The organism is Arthrobacter sp. 10T44 (assembly GCF_056393885.1).
Window position 1 is genome coordinate 1 of sequence record NZ_JBFTGT010000001.1, and the last position, 16,523, is coordinate 16,523.

The window sequence follows — 16,523 nt, forward strand, 5'->3', positions numbered from 1 at the left end:
GCCCCGGCCAGCGCCGCGGCCCTCATCGACGAAACACGCGAGCTGGAGGACCTGAAGTCAGCCCTGGCCGCCCGGCAGGCCCGGGACGCCGTCGCCTTCGACCTGTCCCAGCGCCGCGAACAATCCCTGGCCGGCGTTCCCGCCGACCAACTCGGCACCGGCGTCGGCGCGCAGCTCGCCCTCGCCCGCCGCGAATCCCCCGCCAAAGGCGGGAGACTCCTCGGCCTSGCCAAAGCCCTCGTCACCGAAATGCCGCACACCCTCGCCGCCCTGGAAACCGGCCAGCTCAACGAATGGCGCGCCACCCTGCTGGCCCGCGAAACCGCCGTCCTGTCCCCCGCCGACCGGGCCGCCGTCGACGAGGAACTCGCCCCCGACGCCGGGACCTTCACCGGCGCGGGCGACCGCGCCATCATCGCCGCGGCCAGGGCCGCCGCGTACCGGCGGGACCCGCGCTCCATCACCCAGCGCGCCGGCCACGCCGAAACCGAACGCCACGTCAGCCTCCGCCCGGCCCCCGACACCATGTGCTACCTCACCGCTCTGCTGCCCGTCGGCCAAGGCGTGGCCGTGCACGCCGCCCTCACCCGGCACGCAGACGCTGCCCGCGCCGCCGGGGATCCCCGTTCCCGGGGCCAGCTGATGGCCGACGCCCTGGTCGAACGCACCACCGGSAAAGCCGGCGGGATCAGCGGCATCGACATCCAGCTCATCATGACCGACCGCACCCTCTTCCAGGCCGACAGCGAACCCGCCCGCCTCCCCGGCTACGGCATCGTCCCCGCCGGGTGGGCCCGACGTCTACTCAAAGACTTCGGTGGCGCAGCCGCGGGCGGCTCTAGCGACGAACGCGCCTTCGCCCTCTGGCTCCGCAGGCTCTACACCGCGCCGACCACCGGCGAACTCGTGGCCATGGACTCCCGCGCGAGGCTCTTCCCGCCCGGGCTGCGCCGCTTAATCCAGGCCCGGGACGACACCTGCCGGACCCCCTACTGCGACGCCCCCATCCGACACCTGGACCACATCATCCCCTGGCACACCGGCGGCGCCACCACAGCAGCCAACGGCGCCGGGCTCTGCGAGGCCTGCAACCACACCAAAGAAACCCCCGGCTGGAACGCACAACCCCGCCCCGGACCCCGGCACACCCTCCAACTCACCACACCCACCGGCCACAGCTACCACTCCACCGCCCCGCCGCTGCCGGGAACCGGCGTCCCCTGCCGGCCGCAACCGCGCTCCGGAGAGGACAGAGAAACCAACGACCCTCCAAAGCCTCCGCTCCAGAACAGAAAGCTCAGGCACCGGGCCAAACTGGGGCGCCGGGCGAAGGTCATGGTGGGCGCGCGCCCGGCAGCGCAGCCGGCGGAGTCAGCCGCCTAGCTGAGTCAGCCGCCGTGCGCCGGGCTGGCTTGAGACACATCGCCCTCAGGAGCAGCGCCGGTCACTACGTCGTTTGATGGATTGGTCGACCACTCCGAGAACGATCCCGGGTACAGGGCCGCGCGGAAGCCCGCGATCTCCAGCGCCGCGATCTCGTGGGCCGCGGTCACCCCGGAGCCGCAGTACACGGCGGTCGGCAGACCCGCCTGCACGCCCAAGCCGGTGAAACGTTCGCGAAGCGTGGCTGCCGGGAGGAACCTGCCGTCCGCCGCCAGGTTCCGGGTGGTGGGTGCACTCACGGCGCCGGGAATGTGTCCGGCGCGGGGGTCCACGGGTTCTATCTCGCCCCGGTACCGCTCCCCGGCCCGGGCATCCAGCAAGAGGCCGCTGCCGGACCATGCGGCTGCCTCAGCCGCGCCGATCACCGGCATGGCCCCGTCGGAGAGCACGACGTCACCCGCCTCCACATCGGGTTCGCCGTTCTCGACGTCGAATCCCTCCGCGCGCCAGGCGGCCAGGCCGCCGTCGAGCAGGCAGACCGTCGGGAAGCCTGCGTTGCGCAGCATCCACCAGAGCCTGGCCGCCGCAAGGTTGCCGGTGTCGTCATAGGCCACCACCAAGTCACCGTCCCGGACGCCCCAGCCGCGCGCGGACTCCTGGAACTGCTCCAGCGGCGGCAAGGGATGGCGTCCCCGGCTGGGATCGGCCGGGCCGGCAAGCTCGGCGGCGAGGTCCACGAAGACCGCGCCGGGCAGGTGCGCCTGCAGATAATGCTCCCGGCCGTGCGGGTCGCCAAGCGCCCAGCGGACGTCCAGCAGCACCGTCCGCGCGTCGGAGTCCATCCGTTCCTTGAGTTGGGCCACAGTCATCAAGGTGTCCATCCGCCCACTCTAACGCTGGACCGGCACCGCCGCGGGTAGGCTGGTGCGGTGACAAGAGTGCGCCAGCAGGACCGGGTTTGGGCCGACGAAGCCATCCGCCGGATCAATGCCGAGAACAACAGATCAGCCGACACCCACCTCTATTCGGTACCCCTGCCGGAGCACTGGGGCGTCCAGCTGTACCTGAAAGACGAATCCACCCACCGCACAGGAAGCCTCAAGCACAGGCTCGCCCGTTCGCTGTTCCTCTTCGGCCTGGTCAACGGCTGGATCCGCCAAGGGACCACCATCGTGGAAGCCTCCAGCGGCAGCACGGCCGTCTCAGAGGCCTACTTTGCGCAGCTGCTGGGGTTGCCGTTCATCGCCGTCATGACCCGGACCACCAGCCGCGAGAAGATCGCGCTGATCGAACAGTTCGGCGGCTCGTGCCACTTGGTGGACCACGCCTCCGAGGTCTACGCGGCGGCCGAGGACCTGGCCCGCAGCACCGGCGGCCACTACATGGACCAGTTCACTTACGCAGAGCGCGCCACCGACTGGCGGGGCAACAACAACATCGCCGAGTCGATCTTCGGCCAGCTGGCGCTCGAAGAGCACCCGGTCCCCCGCTGGATCGTCGTGGGCGCCGGCACCGGCGGGACCAGCGCGACGATCGGCCGCTACCTGCGCTACCAACGGCACGATACCGGCCTCGCCGTCGTCGACCCGGAGAATTCCGCGTTCTTCCCCGGCTGGATTGCCAGCCGGGACGACGGCGCTACAGCTGGTGCGACCGGCCTGCCGTCCCGGATCGAGGGCATCGGCCGGCCCCGGCTGGAGCCGAGCTTCGTGCCGGCCGTGATCGACCACATGATCCAAGTGCCGGATGCCGCCTCGGTGGCGGCCATGCGCCACCTGCGCGATTACGCCGGGCTGCACGCAGGCCCGTCCACCGGCACGAACCTCTGGGGCGTGTGGCAGCTCATCGCCGAGATGATCGCCGAGGGGCGCCGCGGCAGCGTGGTGTCATTGATGTGCGACGCCGGCGACCGCTACTCCGGCAACTACTACAGCCCGGAGTGGCTGCAGGAACAGGGCCTGGATCCGGCACCGCACGAGGCCACCCTCCGCGAGTTCTTCGCCAGCGGAACCTGGCCCGCCTAACCGGTAGCGGAACCTACACCTCCACCGAATCGCCGCTGGAGAGATGCCGGTATTCGGTGCCGTACCTGGCGCCGATCCTCGTGACGTGCCCTTCCACCAGACCGCGTCCCGTGTCGTTCAGCAGGGCGTCGTGGATCGGGAAAGCCCGCGGCGCGCGCACGCCGATCACGAAGTCCACCACTTCACCCACCTTGTTCCACGGGGCGTGGATCGGCACCAGCAGGGTCTGCACGTCGACGCCGTCCGGGATCGCGAAGGAATCGCCCGGGTGGTAGACGTTGGAGTCGACCAAATAACCGACATTGGCGACCACCGGGATCTGCGGATGGATGAGGGCATGCTGGCCACCGAAGCTCCGGATGGCAAAACCGGCCGTCTCGAAGTCTTCCCCCGCTGCAACAGTGTTGATTCGTTCCGCAGCCGCGGGCGCTTTGCCGCGCAATTGGGACGCAACGCCGTCGGGAGCGAAGAGCTGCAGCTCCGTGTCCTCCAGCAGGGCGTCGGTGACTGCGTCGACGTCGACGTGGTCCGCGTGCTCATGGGTGATCAGGACCGCGTCCGCGCCGGCGAGGGCCTGCTCAGCCTCGGAAAAAGTCCCCGGATCCAGCACCAGCACGCGGCCTTCCTTTTCGAGACGGACGCAGGCGTGGGTGAATTTCGTCAGCTTCATCCGGCCAGCCTATGGTGCCTTGCGAAGCGGTGTCCACGTGGCCCGGCTGGTAATCTGGGAGCCTGCCACTACCCGCAGCAAGACCCCCAGCGAAGCGAGTTCCCCCATGTCCCAGGGCGCCACAACCAGCGGCAGCCAGGCACCGGCCGAGGCCGCAGCCGCCGCCGGCAGCAAGGAACAGCCGGCGGGCAAGGAACCGGGCAAAGAGCAACGCGTCACTAAGCAGCGGCTGGCCGTCAGCGCCGCGCTGGACGAGCTGGCCGACTTCGTCAGCACGCAGGAGCTGCACCGCATCCTGCAGGAGCGGGGCACCTCGGTGTCGCTCGCCACCTCTTATCGGATCCTGCAGTCCCTCGCCGACGACGGCCTGGTAGACGTGCTGCGGAACGCCGACGGCGAGGCTGTCTACCGGCGCTGCGCGGTCACCGGACACCACCACCACCTGCTGTGCCGCAATTGCGGCAAGGCCGTCGAAGTGGAAGCACCCGCCGTCGAGGCCTGGGCGGCGCGGATCGCGAGCGAGCACGGCTTCACCGCCGTCGAGCACACTGTGGAGATCTTCGGGCTGTGCCCCGACTGCACGGCCCTGCAGGCCGGCCGCTAGAAAAAGCCGGTTGGCCCTGTCACCCGGGTTCCCAGCCGAGGGTCAGCCTCCCGGACGGCAATCCCATTACTCATGTTGTCTCCGGCACCATCCGGCCGCTGTCACCGCGCCGGTCCCGGATGCCGCCGATCACCCGGCACACCACGTAGATCAGGAAGGACAGCGTGGTGACGTAGGGGCTGATCGGGAGCCGCCCGCCGAGCGCCAGCAGTATCCCGCCCACCGTTGCCGTCACCGCGAAGACCACGCTGAGGAGCACCACGAGCCGCGGCGACGAGGTCACCCGCAGTGCGGCGGCGGCCGGAGTGATCAGCAGCGCCAGTACCAGCAGCGCGCCGACGATCTGGATGGACAGGGCCACGCTCACGCCCAGCAGCAGCATGAAGCCCAGCGCCAGCCCGCGCACCGGGACACCCCGTGCGGCGGCCACCCGGGGGTCCACGCTCGCGAAGGTCAGCGGCCGCCAGATGGCGATCAGCGCCAGCATAACGACGACGGCGGCAACCGCCAGGACCTGCAGCTGCACGGTGCCTACGGACACGATCTGGCCGGTGAGCAGGCCGAACTTGTTCGCGGCCCGGCCCTCGTAGAGCGAGAGGAAAAGAATGCCCAGGCCCAGGCCGAACGGCATGAGCACCCCGATGGTGGAGTTCTTGTCCCTGGCCCGGACCCCCATCAGGCCCAGCAGCAGCGCCGCCACCACCGATCCGGCGAGCGAGCCGAACACCACGTCGGCGCCGACCAACAGGGCGAAGGCCGCGCCGGCGAAGGAGAGCTCGGAGATGCCGTGCACCGCGAAGGCGAGGTCACGCTTCATCACAAAGGTGCCCACCAGGCCGCCGAGCAGGCCCAGCACCGCGCCGGCCCAGATGGAGTTCTGCACCAGCACCAGTAGTTCGCCGTAGTTCTCGAAGTTGAAGATCGCATGGAGCACGCTGTCCAGATCCATCTAGCCCACCTCCCCTGCGATCGAGTGGGCGTCTTCGTGGTGGTGCGTCGTCGCGTCCGGCAGGCCCACCACGATCAGCCGGCCGTTGGCGCGGATTACTTCCACATGGCTGCCGTACAGATCCGACAGCACCTCCGTGGTCATGACTTCCTCGGGCGTGCCCACCCGGAAACGGCCGCCGGCCAGGTAGAGCACACGGTCCACGTAGTCCATGATCGGGTTGATCTCGTGGGTCACAAAGATCACCGCGCTGTCCTGCTCGTGGCACTGCTTATTGATCAGCGCGCTGACCGCCTGCTGATGATGCAGGTCCAGCGAAAGCAGCGGTTCATCGCACAGCAGCACCCTGGGCTCCGTGGCGAGGGCCTGGGCCACGCGCAGCCGCTGCTGCTCACCGCCGGAGAGCTTTCCCACCGGGACCTTGGCGTAATCCTGCGCACCTACCTCGGCAAGCAGCCCGTCGATCCTGCGGTTCATCTTGGCCCCGCCGAGGCGGATCCCCCAGCGGTGACCGTCGACGCCGAGCCCCACCAAGTCCCGGGCACGCAGCGGGGTGTCCGGGTCGAACGATTCCTGCTGCGGGACGTAGCCGATCCGCCGGCTGCCCCGGGCAATGGGCCGGCCGTCCAGCACGGCGGTCCCGGAGCTCAGTTCCTGCAGGCCGAGCAGGACCTTGAGGAAGGTCGTCTTGCCGCTGCCGTTGGGGCCGAGGACGGCAAAGAATTCCCCGGGGCTGATATCCAGGTCCAGGTTCTCCCACAAGGTCCGGTTGCCGAACGTGAGGGAGGCTCCGCGCAGGCTCACTACGGGTGTCAACTGGGTATTCCTCGATTTCTGCTTAGGCCAGGTGCCCACGCCGTTGCGATTATCTTAGGCCGGGCTAGCCCCGGGCAAGGGCCTTGGCCAGGTTGTCCACGTTGCCGGACATCCACTGCAGGTACCCTTTGCCCTCGGGCAGGGTCTCGCTGAAGTCCACCACGGGAACACCCGCGGCGACGGCGGCGTCCTTGAGCGCGCGGGTCTGCGGTCCCTCCGTCTGCGGGTTGTAGGCCAGCAGCCGGATCCCGCCGGACTTCACGACGTCGATGGCGGAGCGGAGCACGGCGGGTGGAACATCCGAGCCGGCTTCGATGGCGGCGCTGTATTCGGCCGGCGTCCGGTTCTGCAGGCCCGCGGCTTCCAACAGGTAGAGCGGCACGGGTTCCGTGACGGCGACGCCGCCGCGGGCCGCCGAGGCCTTGAGCGCCGACAGCCGGGTTTCCAGTCCGCCGAGCTCCTTCTTCAGGACCGCGGCGTTGTTCCGGAAGTCTCCGGCCGAGGAAGGCTCGAGGGCGCCCAGCTTCTCCGCCAGCGCGTCGGCCAGCCGGCTCATCGCGGCGGGGCTGTACCAGACGTGTACGTTGAACGCGGCCGAGCTCCCGGAGTCCAGCCCCGAGACCTTGACGGCGTTGAGCAGGTCCTTCCCGTCCAGCCCGGTGTCCCCGGCCAGCTTGTCCAGGAAATCGTCGTAGCCGCCGCCGTTCTCCACCACCAGTTCGGCCTTGGAGACGGCCAGTTTGTCCTGCGTGGTGGCCTCGTAGGAGTGCGGATCCTGGCTGGTCCGGCTGATGATCGAGGTGACTCGCACCTTGTCGCCGCCAACGCTGCGGACGATGTCGCCGTACACGCTGGTGGAGGCCACCACCTCAACGACGCCATCGCCCGCACCGGGCCGGTCGCCGGCCGAGGTCGGACCGCAAGCCGTCAGCAGGAGGGTGCTGAGGCCGGCAAGGAGAAGAGCGGCGGCAGAACGGCGCACGGAAATACCTCGGATCTGTTATTGAGAAGCATTAGCAATACAACGAGTCTAACCCTAAATGGGAATCATTCCTATTTAGGGTCAGACCCGTGTTGCCTGCCTCCGCTAGTCCTGTCCGAGCCTGCGGTAGCCGGTTGCCTGCGTGGCGTCCCGGATCTCCCCCACCAGCTGCTCAATCACGTCCTCCAGGAACAGCACGCCCTGGGTGTGCCCATCAGGACCAATCACACGGGCAAGGTGTGAACCGGTGCGCTGCATGACGGACATCGCCTTCTCAATCTCGTCTTCCATAGCCAGGTTGGCCAGGGAGCGGATGCGGCTTTCCGCGATCGGGTGCTGGTAGCCGGCCTCCGGGATCGACAGCACGTCCTTGATGTGGAGGTAGCCGGAGAGCATGCCCTCGTCGTCGAGCATCGGGAAGCGGGAAAAACCGGTGCGGCTGACCGCCTTCTCGAACTCCTCCGGCGTCGTGGCGGCTTTGAGCATCACGAGTTTGTCCAACGGAACCATGACCTGGGACGCAGTATGTTCAGAGAACTCCAGCGCACCCGTGATCAGTCCCGCGTCGTCGTCCACCAGGCCGTGCCGGGTGGACTCCTGCACGATCGACTGGACTTCCTCAAGCGTGAAGGAGGAGGTCACCTCGTCCTTCGGCTCGATCCGCATCAGCTTCAGGATGTGGTTCGCGGACCAGTTGAGGGCCACGATCGCCGGCTTGACCGCCCGGGCAATGAAGATCAGCGGCGGGGCCAGCAGCAGGGCCGCCTTGTCCGCCACCGAGACGGAGATGTTCTTCGGCACCATCTCGCCGAAAGTCACGTGCAGGAAGGTGACCGCCAGCAGCGCGATGGCGAAGGCCACGACGTCGGCCATCTCCATCGGGACACCGAGCGCCTCCAGCGGAACGGCCATGAGGTGGTGGATGGCCGGCTCGGCCACCTGCAGGATCAGTAGCGAGCAGACCGTGATCCCGAGCTGGGCGCAGGCCAGCATGAGCGAGACGTTTTCCATGGCCCGCAGCGTGGTCTGGGCCCGCTTGGACCCGGACTCGGCGAGGGGCTCGATTTGGCTGCGGCGGGCGGACATGACGGCGAATTCCGCCGCGACGAAGAACGCGTTGCCCAGCAGCAGTATCGCGAGCCAGAGTATTCCCAGCCAGTCGCTCATGCGGCACCGGCCTTTCCGGCAGCGTCAATGCGCCCGTTGTTGCCGCTGTGCGGCTCGTGCTCCGGCGGCGCGGGCTTGAAGCAGATGCGGTCGATCCGGCGTCCGTCCATACGGGTGACGCTGAGCTTTCCGCCGCCGACGTCGACAGTGTCGCCCACGGCCGCGATGCGTCCGAGCTGGCTCATGACGTAGCCGCCGACCGTCTCGTAGGCCGCCTCATCCGGCACGGTGAGGCCCGGGATCTGTTCGGAGAGTTCGTCCGGGCGCAACAGGCCCGGGAAGTACCAGTCCCCCGAGGCGCTCTGCAGCAGCCCGGGGCGGACCTTGTCATGTTCGTCGGCCACTTCCCCGACGATTTCTTCCACGAGGTCTTCCAGGGTGGCGATCCCGGCGGTTCCGCCGTACTCGTCCAGCACCACGGCGAGCTGCAAATTGCCTTCGCGCAGTTCGGCAAGCAGTCCGTCCAGGTGGATGGTTTCCGGCACGCGGAGCACCTCGGTCATGATGGCTCCGGCTTCGAGGTTGGCGCGCCGGTCCACCGGAACGGCGATGGCCTTCTTGACGTGCACCACACCGCGGATGTCGTCCGAGGACTCGCCGATCACGGGAAAGCGGGAGTAGCCGGTGCGTTTGGCTGCCTCCACAATGTCCGAGACCGGCTGATGGCCGTCAATGGTCTCCACCCGGATCCGGGGCGTCATCACGTCCGCGGCCGTCCGCCCGGAGAACTTCAGGGTGCGGGAGATGAAGTTGGCGGTCCGTTCGTCCAGTGTTCCCATCGCGGCCGAGCGGCGCACCAGCGAGGCGAGCTCGGCCGGGGTGCGGGCGCCAGAGATTTCCTCTTTGGCCTCGAGGCCGAAAACATTCAGTACCTTGTTGGAGAAGCCGTTGAGCACGACGATGGCGGGCTTGAAGATTGCGGTGAAGACCAGCTGCGGCCGCGCGAGGGCCTTGCCGACCGGGAAGGAGAGTGCGATCGCCATGTTCTTCGGGACCAGTTCGCCGATCAGCATCGACAGCAGGGTCGCCAGAGCCATTGCGAGGACCAGCGAGACCGACGTGGCGGCCGCTTCGGGCAGCCCGAGCGCGGCCAGCGGGCCCTCCAGCAACTTGCCCACCGAGGGTTCCATCACGTAGCCGGTGAGCAGGGTGGTCAGGGTGATGCCGAGCTGGCAGCTGGAGAGCTGCGTGGACAGGGATTTCAGGCACTTCAGCAGCGGCGCGGCGGCGGCGTCGCCGTTGTCCACGGCGCGCTGCACGGTGGCCTGGTCGAGGGCAACCAGGGAGAATTCAACGGCGACGAAAAAGCCGGTGCCGAGGATGAGGAGCAGTCCAGCTCCGAGCAGTAGCCACTCCATTTAGCGGCCCGCTTCGGAGCGGAGAAGAGCTGGCCGGGGGAAACGTCCCGGCGGAGGATGGTCAGCCGCGGCCGACCCTGTTTCCTGTAGGGCACTCTGTCCGTGGAACGATGCGTTCCGTGCAGCGGAAGAGTGATGGGCGCGCGAACGGGGTTTGCCGGCTCTGCGGGTGGACTGGGCGGGAACGGATTCCGTTCCGCGCTGACAGCCCCCAGGCCGGCACCTAGATTTACTGTCCATAAGAATTTCAGTCTACAGGTTTCGGTTCACCAGCTCTGCGGCACCGGGCGGCCTTCCTCGTAGCCCGCCGCGGACTGGATGCCGGCTACGGCCCGCTCCCGGAACGCCGCGAGATCGGCGGCACCGGCGTAGCTCATCGAACTGCGCAGCCCCGCGGTGATCATGTCGAGCAGGTCCTCCACCCCGGGGCGGGCGGAGTCGAGGTACATCCGGGAGGTGGAGATGCCTTCCTCGAACAGGGCTTTCCGGTCCTTTTCGAATGCGCCCTCGCGCTGGTTGCGGTTCTGCACCGCCCGCGCCGAGGCCATCCCGAAGCTCTCCTTGAACTGGCGGCCGTTGGCGTCCAGTTGCAGGTCCCCCGGGCTCTCGTGCGTCCCGGCGAACCAGGAGCCGATCATGACCTGGCTCGCGCCGGCCGCGAGGGCCAGCGCCACGTCGCGGGGGTAACGGACTCCGCCGTCGGCCCAGACCCTGCCGCCGGCGTCGCGTGCCGCGGCCGAGCACTCCAGCACGGCGGAGAACTGCGGACGGCCGACCGCCGTCATCATCCGGGTGGTGCACATGGCGCCCGGTCCAACACCGACCTTGACGATGTCCGCGCCGGCCTGGATCAGCTCGCGGGTGGCCCCGGCGGTGACCACATTGCCGGCCACGACCGGCACTCCGGGGTCCAGGCTGCGGACCGCGGCCAGGGCGTCGAACATCTTCTGCTGGTGGCCGTGGGCGGTGTCCAGCACCAGCACGTTCACTCCGGCCGCGAGCAGTTCTGACGCCCGGCCGGCGACGTCGCCGTTAATGCCGACGGCGGCGGCCACCTTGAGCGCACCCCCGTCGTCGAGGGAGGGCCGGTACAGGGTGGAGCGCAGGGCGCCCTTGCGGGTCAGGACGCCGGCCAGCACACCGTCCTGCTGGACGGGCGCGAAGTCGGTACCGGCGGCGTCCATGGCGTCGAAGGCGCGGCGCAGGGAGAGCGCCATGGCGCCGGAATCAGCTGCGCCGTCGGCGTCGAACTCCGCGGCGTCGAGCACGAGCGGCTGGTGGCGCATCACGGAGGCAAGGGAAGCGAAACGGTCCTGGCCCTCGAAGTCCGCGGCCCGGACGACGCCGGCGACGGCGCCGGCGTCGTCCACAACCACCACCGCGCCGTGCGGACGCTTGCCCATCAGGTGCAGGGCATCGATCACGGTGTTCGAGGCGCGCAGGCTGACCGGCGTCTCAAAGACCGCGTGCCGGGCCTTGACCCAGGCCGTGACGCTCCGAAGCACGTCCAGCGGCACGTCCTGCGGAAGGACCGCCAGGCCACCGCGGCGTGCCATCGTCTCGGCCATCCGTTTCCCGGTCACGGCGGTCATGTTCGCGACGACCAGCGGGATGGTGGAACCGGTCCCGTCGTCCGCCGACAGATCCACGTCCAGCCGCGAGGTGACGTCGGAGCGGGATGGCACCAGGAAGATGTCCGAATAGGTCAGGTCGGTGGTCGGCTCACTCAAAAAACGCACGGCTGCTCCTTCATAGAGGGTCTCGGTTGTGATTCTAGAGGCACTCGGGCGGCGGGGCAGTTCCGGCCCGGGGGCGGTCCGCCGGGCCGGGTCGGACGGCGTTGCGGCTCGTGGATGATTTGAGTCACCCTTATTGGCGGTTTGGCCGGAATCGTCACTAGACTGGCAAAGGTCTGGGTTCACTGGACGCGGAGAACTGGTTCGATTGACGTGCTGCGGCACCGTGGAAACCAGCGGGAATCAAACTCATGGAAGAGGCGTATTTCAAGTGCCAGAGCAGCCTAGCCACCGTCTACCCGAGGAATTTGGCGGAAACGAGTGGCTCGTTGACGAACTGTACGAGCGGTACCAGCAGGACAAGAACACGGTAGACGCCAAGTGGTGGCCGCTTTTCGAGTCCTTCGATGCCAGCGACGGTTCCTCGACCAACGGCGCCTCGGCAACGGCCGCCGCGCACCCTTCCACCCGTGAGCTTCCGGTCGTAGCACCGTCCGCTGCGTCTGCTCCTGCTGCCCCGGCACCGGCAGCCCCTGCTGCCCCGGCCGCCGCCCCGGCCGCCGCCCCGGCCCCTGCCGCTGCGCCCGCTCCCGCCGCAGCCGCATCCCAGAAGGCGCCGGCCACCGTCGCCCGCGACGGTTCGAAGACCGCCGAGCCCGGCGCCGGCACCCCCATCCCGGCCCAGCTGCCCAAGAACGTTAAGGCCCCCACCGCGCCGGAAGAAGACGTCGTCTCCGTGCTGCGCGGCCCGGCGAAAGCCATCGCGGCCAACATGGTCACCAGCCTGGAGGTCCCCACCGCGACGAGCGTCCGGGCCATCCCCGCCAAGCTGCTGATCGACAACCGCGTGGTCATCAACTCCAACCTCGCCCGCGCCCGCGGCGGCAAGGTCTCCTTCACGCACCTGATCGGCTACGCCGTCATCCGGGCGCTGGCCCAGTTCCCCTCGATGAACGTCTACTACGACGTCGTCGACGGCAAGCCCGTGGCCGTGCAGCCCGCGCACGTGAACTTCGGCATCGCCATCGACATGCCCAAGCCGGACGGCACCCGCCTGCTCATGGTGCCGAACATCAAGAAGGCTGAGACCCTCAACTTCTCCGAGTTCTGGCACACCTACGAGGACCTGATCAAGCGCGCCCGCAACGGCAAGCTGACCGCGGACGACCACTCGGGCACCACGGTCTCGCTGACCAACCCCGGCGGCATCGGCACCGTGCACTCGGTCCCCCGCCTCTCCAAGGGCCAGGCCGCCATCATCGGCGTCGGCGCCCTTGACTACCCGGCCGAGTTCCAGGGCGCCAGCGAGAAGATCATTGCGCACAACGCCATCAGCAAGGTCCTCACCCTGACATCCACCTATGACCACCGCGTCATCCAGGGTGCCGGCAGCGGCGAGTTCCTCAAGCTCGTGCACCAGCTCCTGCTCGGCGCGCAGAACTTCTACGACGAGATTTTCGAATCCCTGCGCATCCCGTACGAGCCCGTGCGCTGGAGCCCGGACCTGCAGGTGGACCCGGCGGACGAGATCAACAAGGTCGCCCGGATCCAGCAGCTCATCCACTCCTACCGCGTCCGCGGCCACCTCATGGCGGACACCGATCCGCTCGAGTACGTGCAGCGCAAGCACCCGGACCTCGACGTCCTGACTTACGGCCTGACGCTGTGGGACCTGGACCGTGAATGGCCTACCGGCGGCTTCGGCGGCAAGCCGATGCTGAAGTTCCGCGACATCCTCGGTGTACTCCGCGACGCGTACTGCCGCACCACGGGCATCGAGTACATGCACATCCAGGATCCCGAAGAGCGCAAGTGGTTCCAGGACCAGCTGGAGCACCCCTACTCCAAGCCGAGCCGTGACGAACAGCTCCGGATCGTCTCCAAGCTCAACGCGGCGGAGGCTTTCGAGACCTTCCTTCAGACGAAGTTCGTCGGCCAGAAGCGCTTCTCGCTCGAGGGCGGCGAGTCGCTGATCCCGCTTCTGGACGCCATCATCTCTGACGCCGCCGACGACGAACTCGACGAAGTAGCCATCGGCATGGCCCACCGCGGCCGCCTCAACGTGCTCACCAACATCGCCGGCAAGACCTACGCCCAGGTCTTCCGCGAATTCGAGGGCACCCAGGATCCGCGCTCCGTGCAGGGCTCGGGCGATGTGAAGTACCACCTCGGCACCGAGGGCACCTTCACCTCGGACAACGGCAAGGAGACCAAGGTCTACCTCGCCGCCAACCCCTCGCACCTCGAGGCCGTGGACTCCGTCCTCGAAGGCATCGTCCGCGCCAAGCAGGACCGCCTGGACGCGGGCGAGGCCTTCCCCGTGCTGCCGATCATGGTCCACGGTGACGCCGCCTTCGCCGGCCAGGGCGTCGTGGCGGAAACGCTCAACCTCTCCCAGCTGCGCGGCTACCGCACCGGCGGCACCATCCACGTGGTGGTCAACAACCAGGTCGGCTTCACCACGGCGCCGTCCTCGTCGCGTTCCTCCACCTACTCGACGGACGTCGCCAAGATGATCCAGGCGCCGGTGTTCCACGTGAACGGCGACGACCCGGAGGCAGTGGTCCGCATCGGCCAGCTCGCCTACGAGTTCCGCCAGCGGTTCCACAAGGACGTTGTCATCGACATGGTCTGCTACCGCCGCCGCGGCCACAACGAGGGCGACGACCCCTCGATGACGCAGCCGCTGATGTACAACCTGATCGAGGCCAAGCGGTCGGTCCGCAAGCTCTACACCGAGTCGCTGATCGGCCGCGGCGACATCACCGAGGAAGAAGCCGAGCAGCTGCTCCGCGACTACCAGGAACGCCTCGAGCGCGTCTTCGCCGAGACCCACGCCGCGCAGACGTCCCCGATCCCGATCATCACCGCAGATTCCGCCGCGGTGTCCGATCTGGAACGGCCCTCCGCCCAGCAGTCCGACTCGGGCATCAGCGCCCCGGAATCCACCGCGATCTCCACCGAGATGCTGGCCCGGATCGGCAAGGCGCACGTCCAATTCCCCGAGGGTTTCACGGTGCACGCCAAGCTCAAGCAGCTGCTCGAGAAGCGTGAGCAGATGTCCCGCGAAGGCGGCATCGACTGGGGCTTCGGCGAACTCGCGGCCTTCGGCTCGCTCAGCATGGAGGGCGTCCCGGTCCGGCTCGCCGGCCAGGACTCGCGCCGCGGCACCTTCGTGCAGCGCCACGCCGTCTTCCACGACCGCGCCAACGGCGACGAGTGGATGCCGCTGGCCCACCTCTCCGACGACCAGGCCAAGCTCTGGATCTACGACTCGCTCCTGTCCGAATACGCGGCCATGGGCTTCGAATACGGCTACTCCGTCGAGCGCCCGGACGCGCTGGTGCTCTGGGAAGCGCAGTTCGGTGACTTCGTCAACGGCGCGCAGACCATCATCGATGAGTTCATCTCCTCGGCCGAGCAGAAGTGGGGCCAGCGCTCGTCGCTGGTGCTCATGCTGCCGCACGGCTACGAGGGCCAGGGCCCGGACCACTCCTCGGCACGGATCGAACGCTTCCTGCAGCTCTGCGCTGAGGAGAACATGATCGTGGCCAACCCCACGACGCCGGCCTCGCACTTCCACCTGCTCCGCCGCCAGGCGTACAGCAGGCCGCGCAAGCCGCTGATCATTTTCACCCCGAAGCAGCTCCTGCGCCTCAAGGCTGCCGCGTCCTCGGTGGAAGACTTCACCACGGGCACCTTCCGCCCGGTCATCCCCGAGCACGAGCAGCTGCAGGCCGACGCCGTCGAACGCGTCCTGCTGGTCTCCGGCCGCCTGTACTACGACCTGCTGTCCACCCGGCAGAAGACCGGCGACACGACGACTGCGATCATCCGGGTCGAACAGCTCTACCCGCTGCCCGCAGCGGAAATCGCCGCCGAGCTGGCCAAGTACCCGAACGCCGACGTTGTCTGGGCCCAGGACGAGCCCGCCAACCAGGGACCGTGGCCGTTCATCGGCCTGAACCTGCCGGATGCGCTGGACCGGCGCGTGCGCCTCGTCTCCCGGCCGGCCTCGGCTTCGACCGCGGCAGGTTCGATGAAGCGCCACGCAGCCGAGCAGGATGCCCTGCTCAAGCAGGCGTTCGCACGTAAGTAAGACCAGGCTGCCCGGCCGGAGGTGGAACACCACGACTCCGGCCGGGCAGCTTCGTTTAAGGCTTTGAACCGGCATTGGGAATGAAGAGGTAGTCGTGGAAGATCGGAAGCTGCGGATCGCAGCCGTTGGAGATGAGTTGCTGGCCGGCCTAGGTGACCCCCGGGCACTGGGCTGGCTGGGACGGGTGCTCGCCCGCACTCCCCACGACGGGCTCAGCCTGGAAAGCTACTCGCTGCCGTGCCCGCAGGAAGGCACCGAAGGGTTGGCTGAGCGCTGGCTCGAGGAAGCCGGCCGCCGGTTCGGCCCGCAGCACGAGAACCGCTTGGTGATCGGCTTGTCCGGGCGGGACATCGAGTTCGGCCTCTCCACGGCCCGCAGCCGGCTCAACCTCGCCAATATCCTTGACTCCGCTTCGCAGAACAAGATCGAGGTCTTCGTCGTCGGGCCGCCGCCGACCCTGGACCCCGCCCAGAACCGCCGACTGGGCGAGCTCAACACCGCCTTCGCCGATGTCACCACGCGCCGCAAGCACCTGTACGTGGACACCTTCTCGCCGCTGCTGAACCACGAGCAGTGGCGCCAGGACCTCGCGGCCAACGGCGGAACGCCGGGCCAGGCCGGTTACGGACTGATGGCCTGGCTCGTGCTGCACCGCGGCTGGTTCCAGTGGCTGGGGATCGACGCGCCGGAGCAGGCCGCCGTCCGTCCGGTCCCGCCCGGCGGACCACGGTAGAT

At 68.3% G+C, this 16,523-nt stretch carries 13 protein-coding genes; 5 read left to right on the forward strand and 8 right to left on the reverse strand.

Annotation, left to right across the window (positions count from 1 at the left end; all coding sequences use genetic code 11):
- Positions 1 to 1,383: HNH endonuclease (locus AC1DBL_RS00005; RefSeq protein ID WP_476925230.1), on the forward strand; the 1,383-nt coding region annotated here is incomplete at its 5' end.
- A gap of 5 nt (positions 1,384 to 1,388) precedes the next feature.
- Here AC1DBL_RS00005 and AC1DBL_RS00010 read toward each other — a convergent pair.
- Positions 1,389 to 2,264: a sulfurtransferase gene (locus AC1DBL_RS00010; protein WP_476892278.1), complete on the reverse strand. Its 876-nt coding sequence runs from the start codon at positions 2,262 to 2,264 to the stop codon at positions 1,389 to 1,391.
- Positions 2,265 to 2,312: 48 nt separating this feature from the next.
- On the opposite strand from AC1DBL_RS00010, the gene cds1 reads away from it, so the two are divergent.
- On the forward strand, positions 2,313 to 3,407 hold the full coding sequence (gene cds1, locus AC1DBL_RS00015) for an L-cysteine desulfhydrase Cds1 (RefSeq protein WP_476892277.1): 1,095 nt from the start codon (positions 2,313 to 2,315) through the stop codon (positions 3,405 to 3,407).
- A gap of 13 nt (positions 3,408 to 3,420) precedes the next feature.
- Here the strand turns inward: cds1 and AC1DBL_RS00020 are convergent, their stop codons facing one another.
- Complete coding sequence (locus tag AC1DBL_RS00020; RefSeq protein WP_476892276.1) at positions 3,421 to 4,077, reverse strand: MBL fold metallo-hydrolase; 657 nt, start codon at positions 4,075 to 4,077, stop codon at positions 3,421 to 3,423.
- A gap of 106 nt (positions 4,078 to 4,183) precedes the next feature.
- On the opposite strand from AC1DBL_RS00020, the gene AC1DBL_RS00025 reads away from it, so the two are divergent.
- Positions 4,184 to 4,681 (forward strand): Fur family transcriptional regulator, encoded by a 498-nt coding sequence (locus tag AC1DBL_RS00025; protein ID WP_441417858.1) that lies wholly within the window; start codon positions 4,184 to 4,186, stop codon positions 4,679 to 4,681.
- Positions 4,682 to 4,751: 70 nt separating this feature from the next.
- Here the strand turns inward: AC1DBL_RS00025 and AC1DBL_RS00030 are convergent, their stop codons facing one another.
- The 6 genes from AC1DBL_RS00030 to AC1DBL_RS00055 form a co-directional block, all read right to left on the reverse strand.
- Positions 4,752 to 5,630 (reverse strand): metal ABC transporter permease, encoded by an 879-nt coding sequence (locus AC1DBL_RS00030; RefSeq protein WP_441417322.1) that lies wholly within the window; start codon positions 5,628 to 5,630, stop codon positions 4,752 to 4,754.
- Positions 5,631 to 6,446 carry a metal ABC transporter ATP-binding protein gene (locus tag AC1DBL_RS00035; RefSeq protein WP_476925231.1) on the reverse strand — a complete coding sequence of 272 codons (816 nt, stop codon included), beginning with the start codon at positions 6,444 to 6,446 and terminating at the stop codon, positions 5,631 to 5,633.
- Between the two features lie 64 nt (positions 6,447 to 6,510).
- The gene (locus AC1DBL_RS00040) at positions 6,511 to 7,428 is read right to left on the reverse strand and encodes a metal ABC transporter solute-binding protein, Zn/Mn family (RefSeq protein ID WP_476925232.1); all 918 of its coding nucleotides are present in this window, start codon (positions 7,426 to 7,428) and stop codon (positions 6,511 to 6,513) included.
- A 105-nt stretch (positions 7,429 to 7,533) separates the two neighbouring features.
- Positions 7,534 to 8,595, reverse strand: a complete 1,062-nt coding sequence (locus AC1DBL_RS00045) for a hemolysin family protein (RefSeq protein WP_441417319.1) — start codon at positions 8,593 to 8,595, stop codon at positions 7,534 to 7,536.
- Complete coding sequence (locus tag AC1DBL_RS00050) at positions 8,592 to 9,953, reverse strand: hemolysin family protein (protein WP_441417318.1); 1,362 nt, start codon at positions 9,951 to 9,953, stop codon at positions 8,592 to 8,594. The genes AC1DBL_RS00045 and AC1DBL_RS00050 overlap by 4 nt, the downstream gene beginning before the upstream one ends.
- A 266-nt stretch (positions 9,954 to 10,219) precedes the next feature.
- Entirely contained in the window at positions 10,220 to 11,692 is a 1,473-nt protein-coding gene (locus AC1DBL_RS00055) for a GuaB1 family IMP dehydrogenase-related protein (protein ID WP_476908573.1), read from the reverse strand.
- Positions 11,693 to 11,960: 268 nt separating this feature from the next.
- Between AC1DBL_RS00055 and AC1DBL_RS00060 the strand changes: the two genes are divergently transcribed.
- Positions 11,961 to 15,788: a multifunctional oxoglutarate decarboxylase/oxoglutarate dehydrogenase thiamine pyrophosphate-binding subunit/dihydrolipoyllysine-residue succinyltransferase subunit gene (locus AC1DBL_RS00060; protein WP_476925233.1), complete on the forward strand. Its 3,828-nt coding sequence runs from the start codon at positions 11,961 to 11,963 to the stop codon at positions 15,786 to 15,788.
- A gap of 94 nt (positions 15,789 to 15,882) precedes the next feature.
- A complete protein-coding gene (locus AC1DBL_RS00065) occupies positions 15,883 to 16,521 on the forward strand; it encodes a GDSL-type esterase/lipase family protein (protein ID WP_476925234.1) in 639 nt (212 codons plus the stop codon).
- Positions 16,522 to 16,523 lie beyond the last annotated feature (2 nt).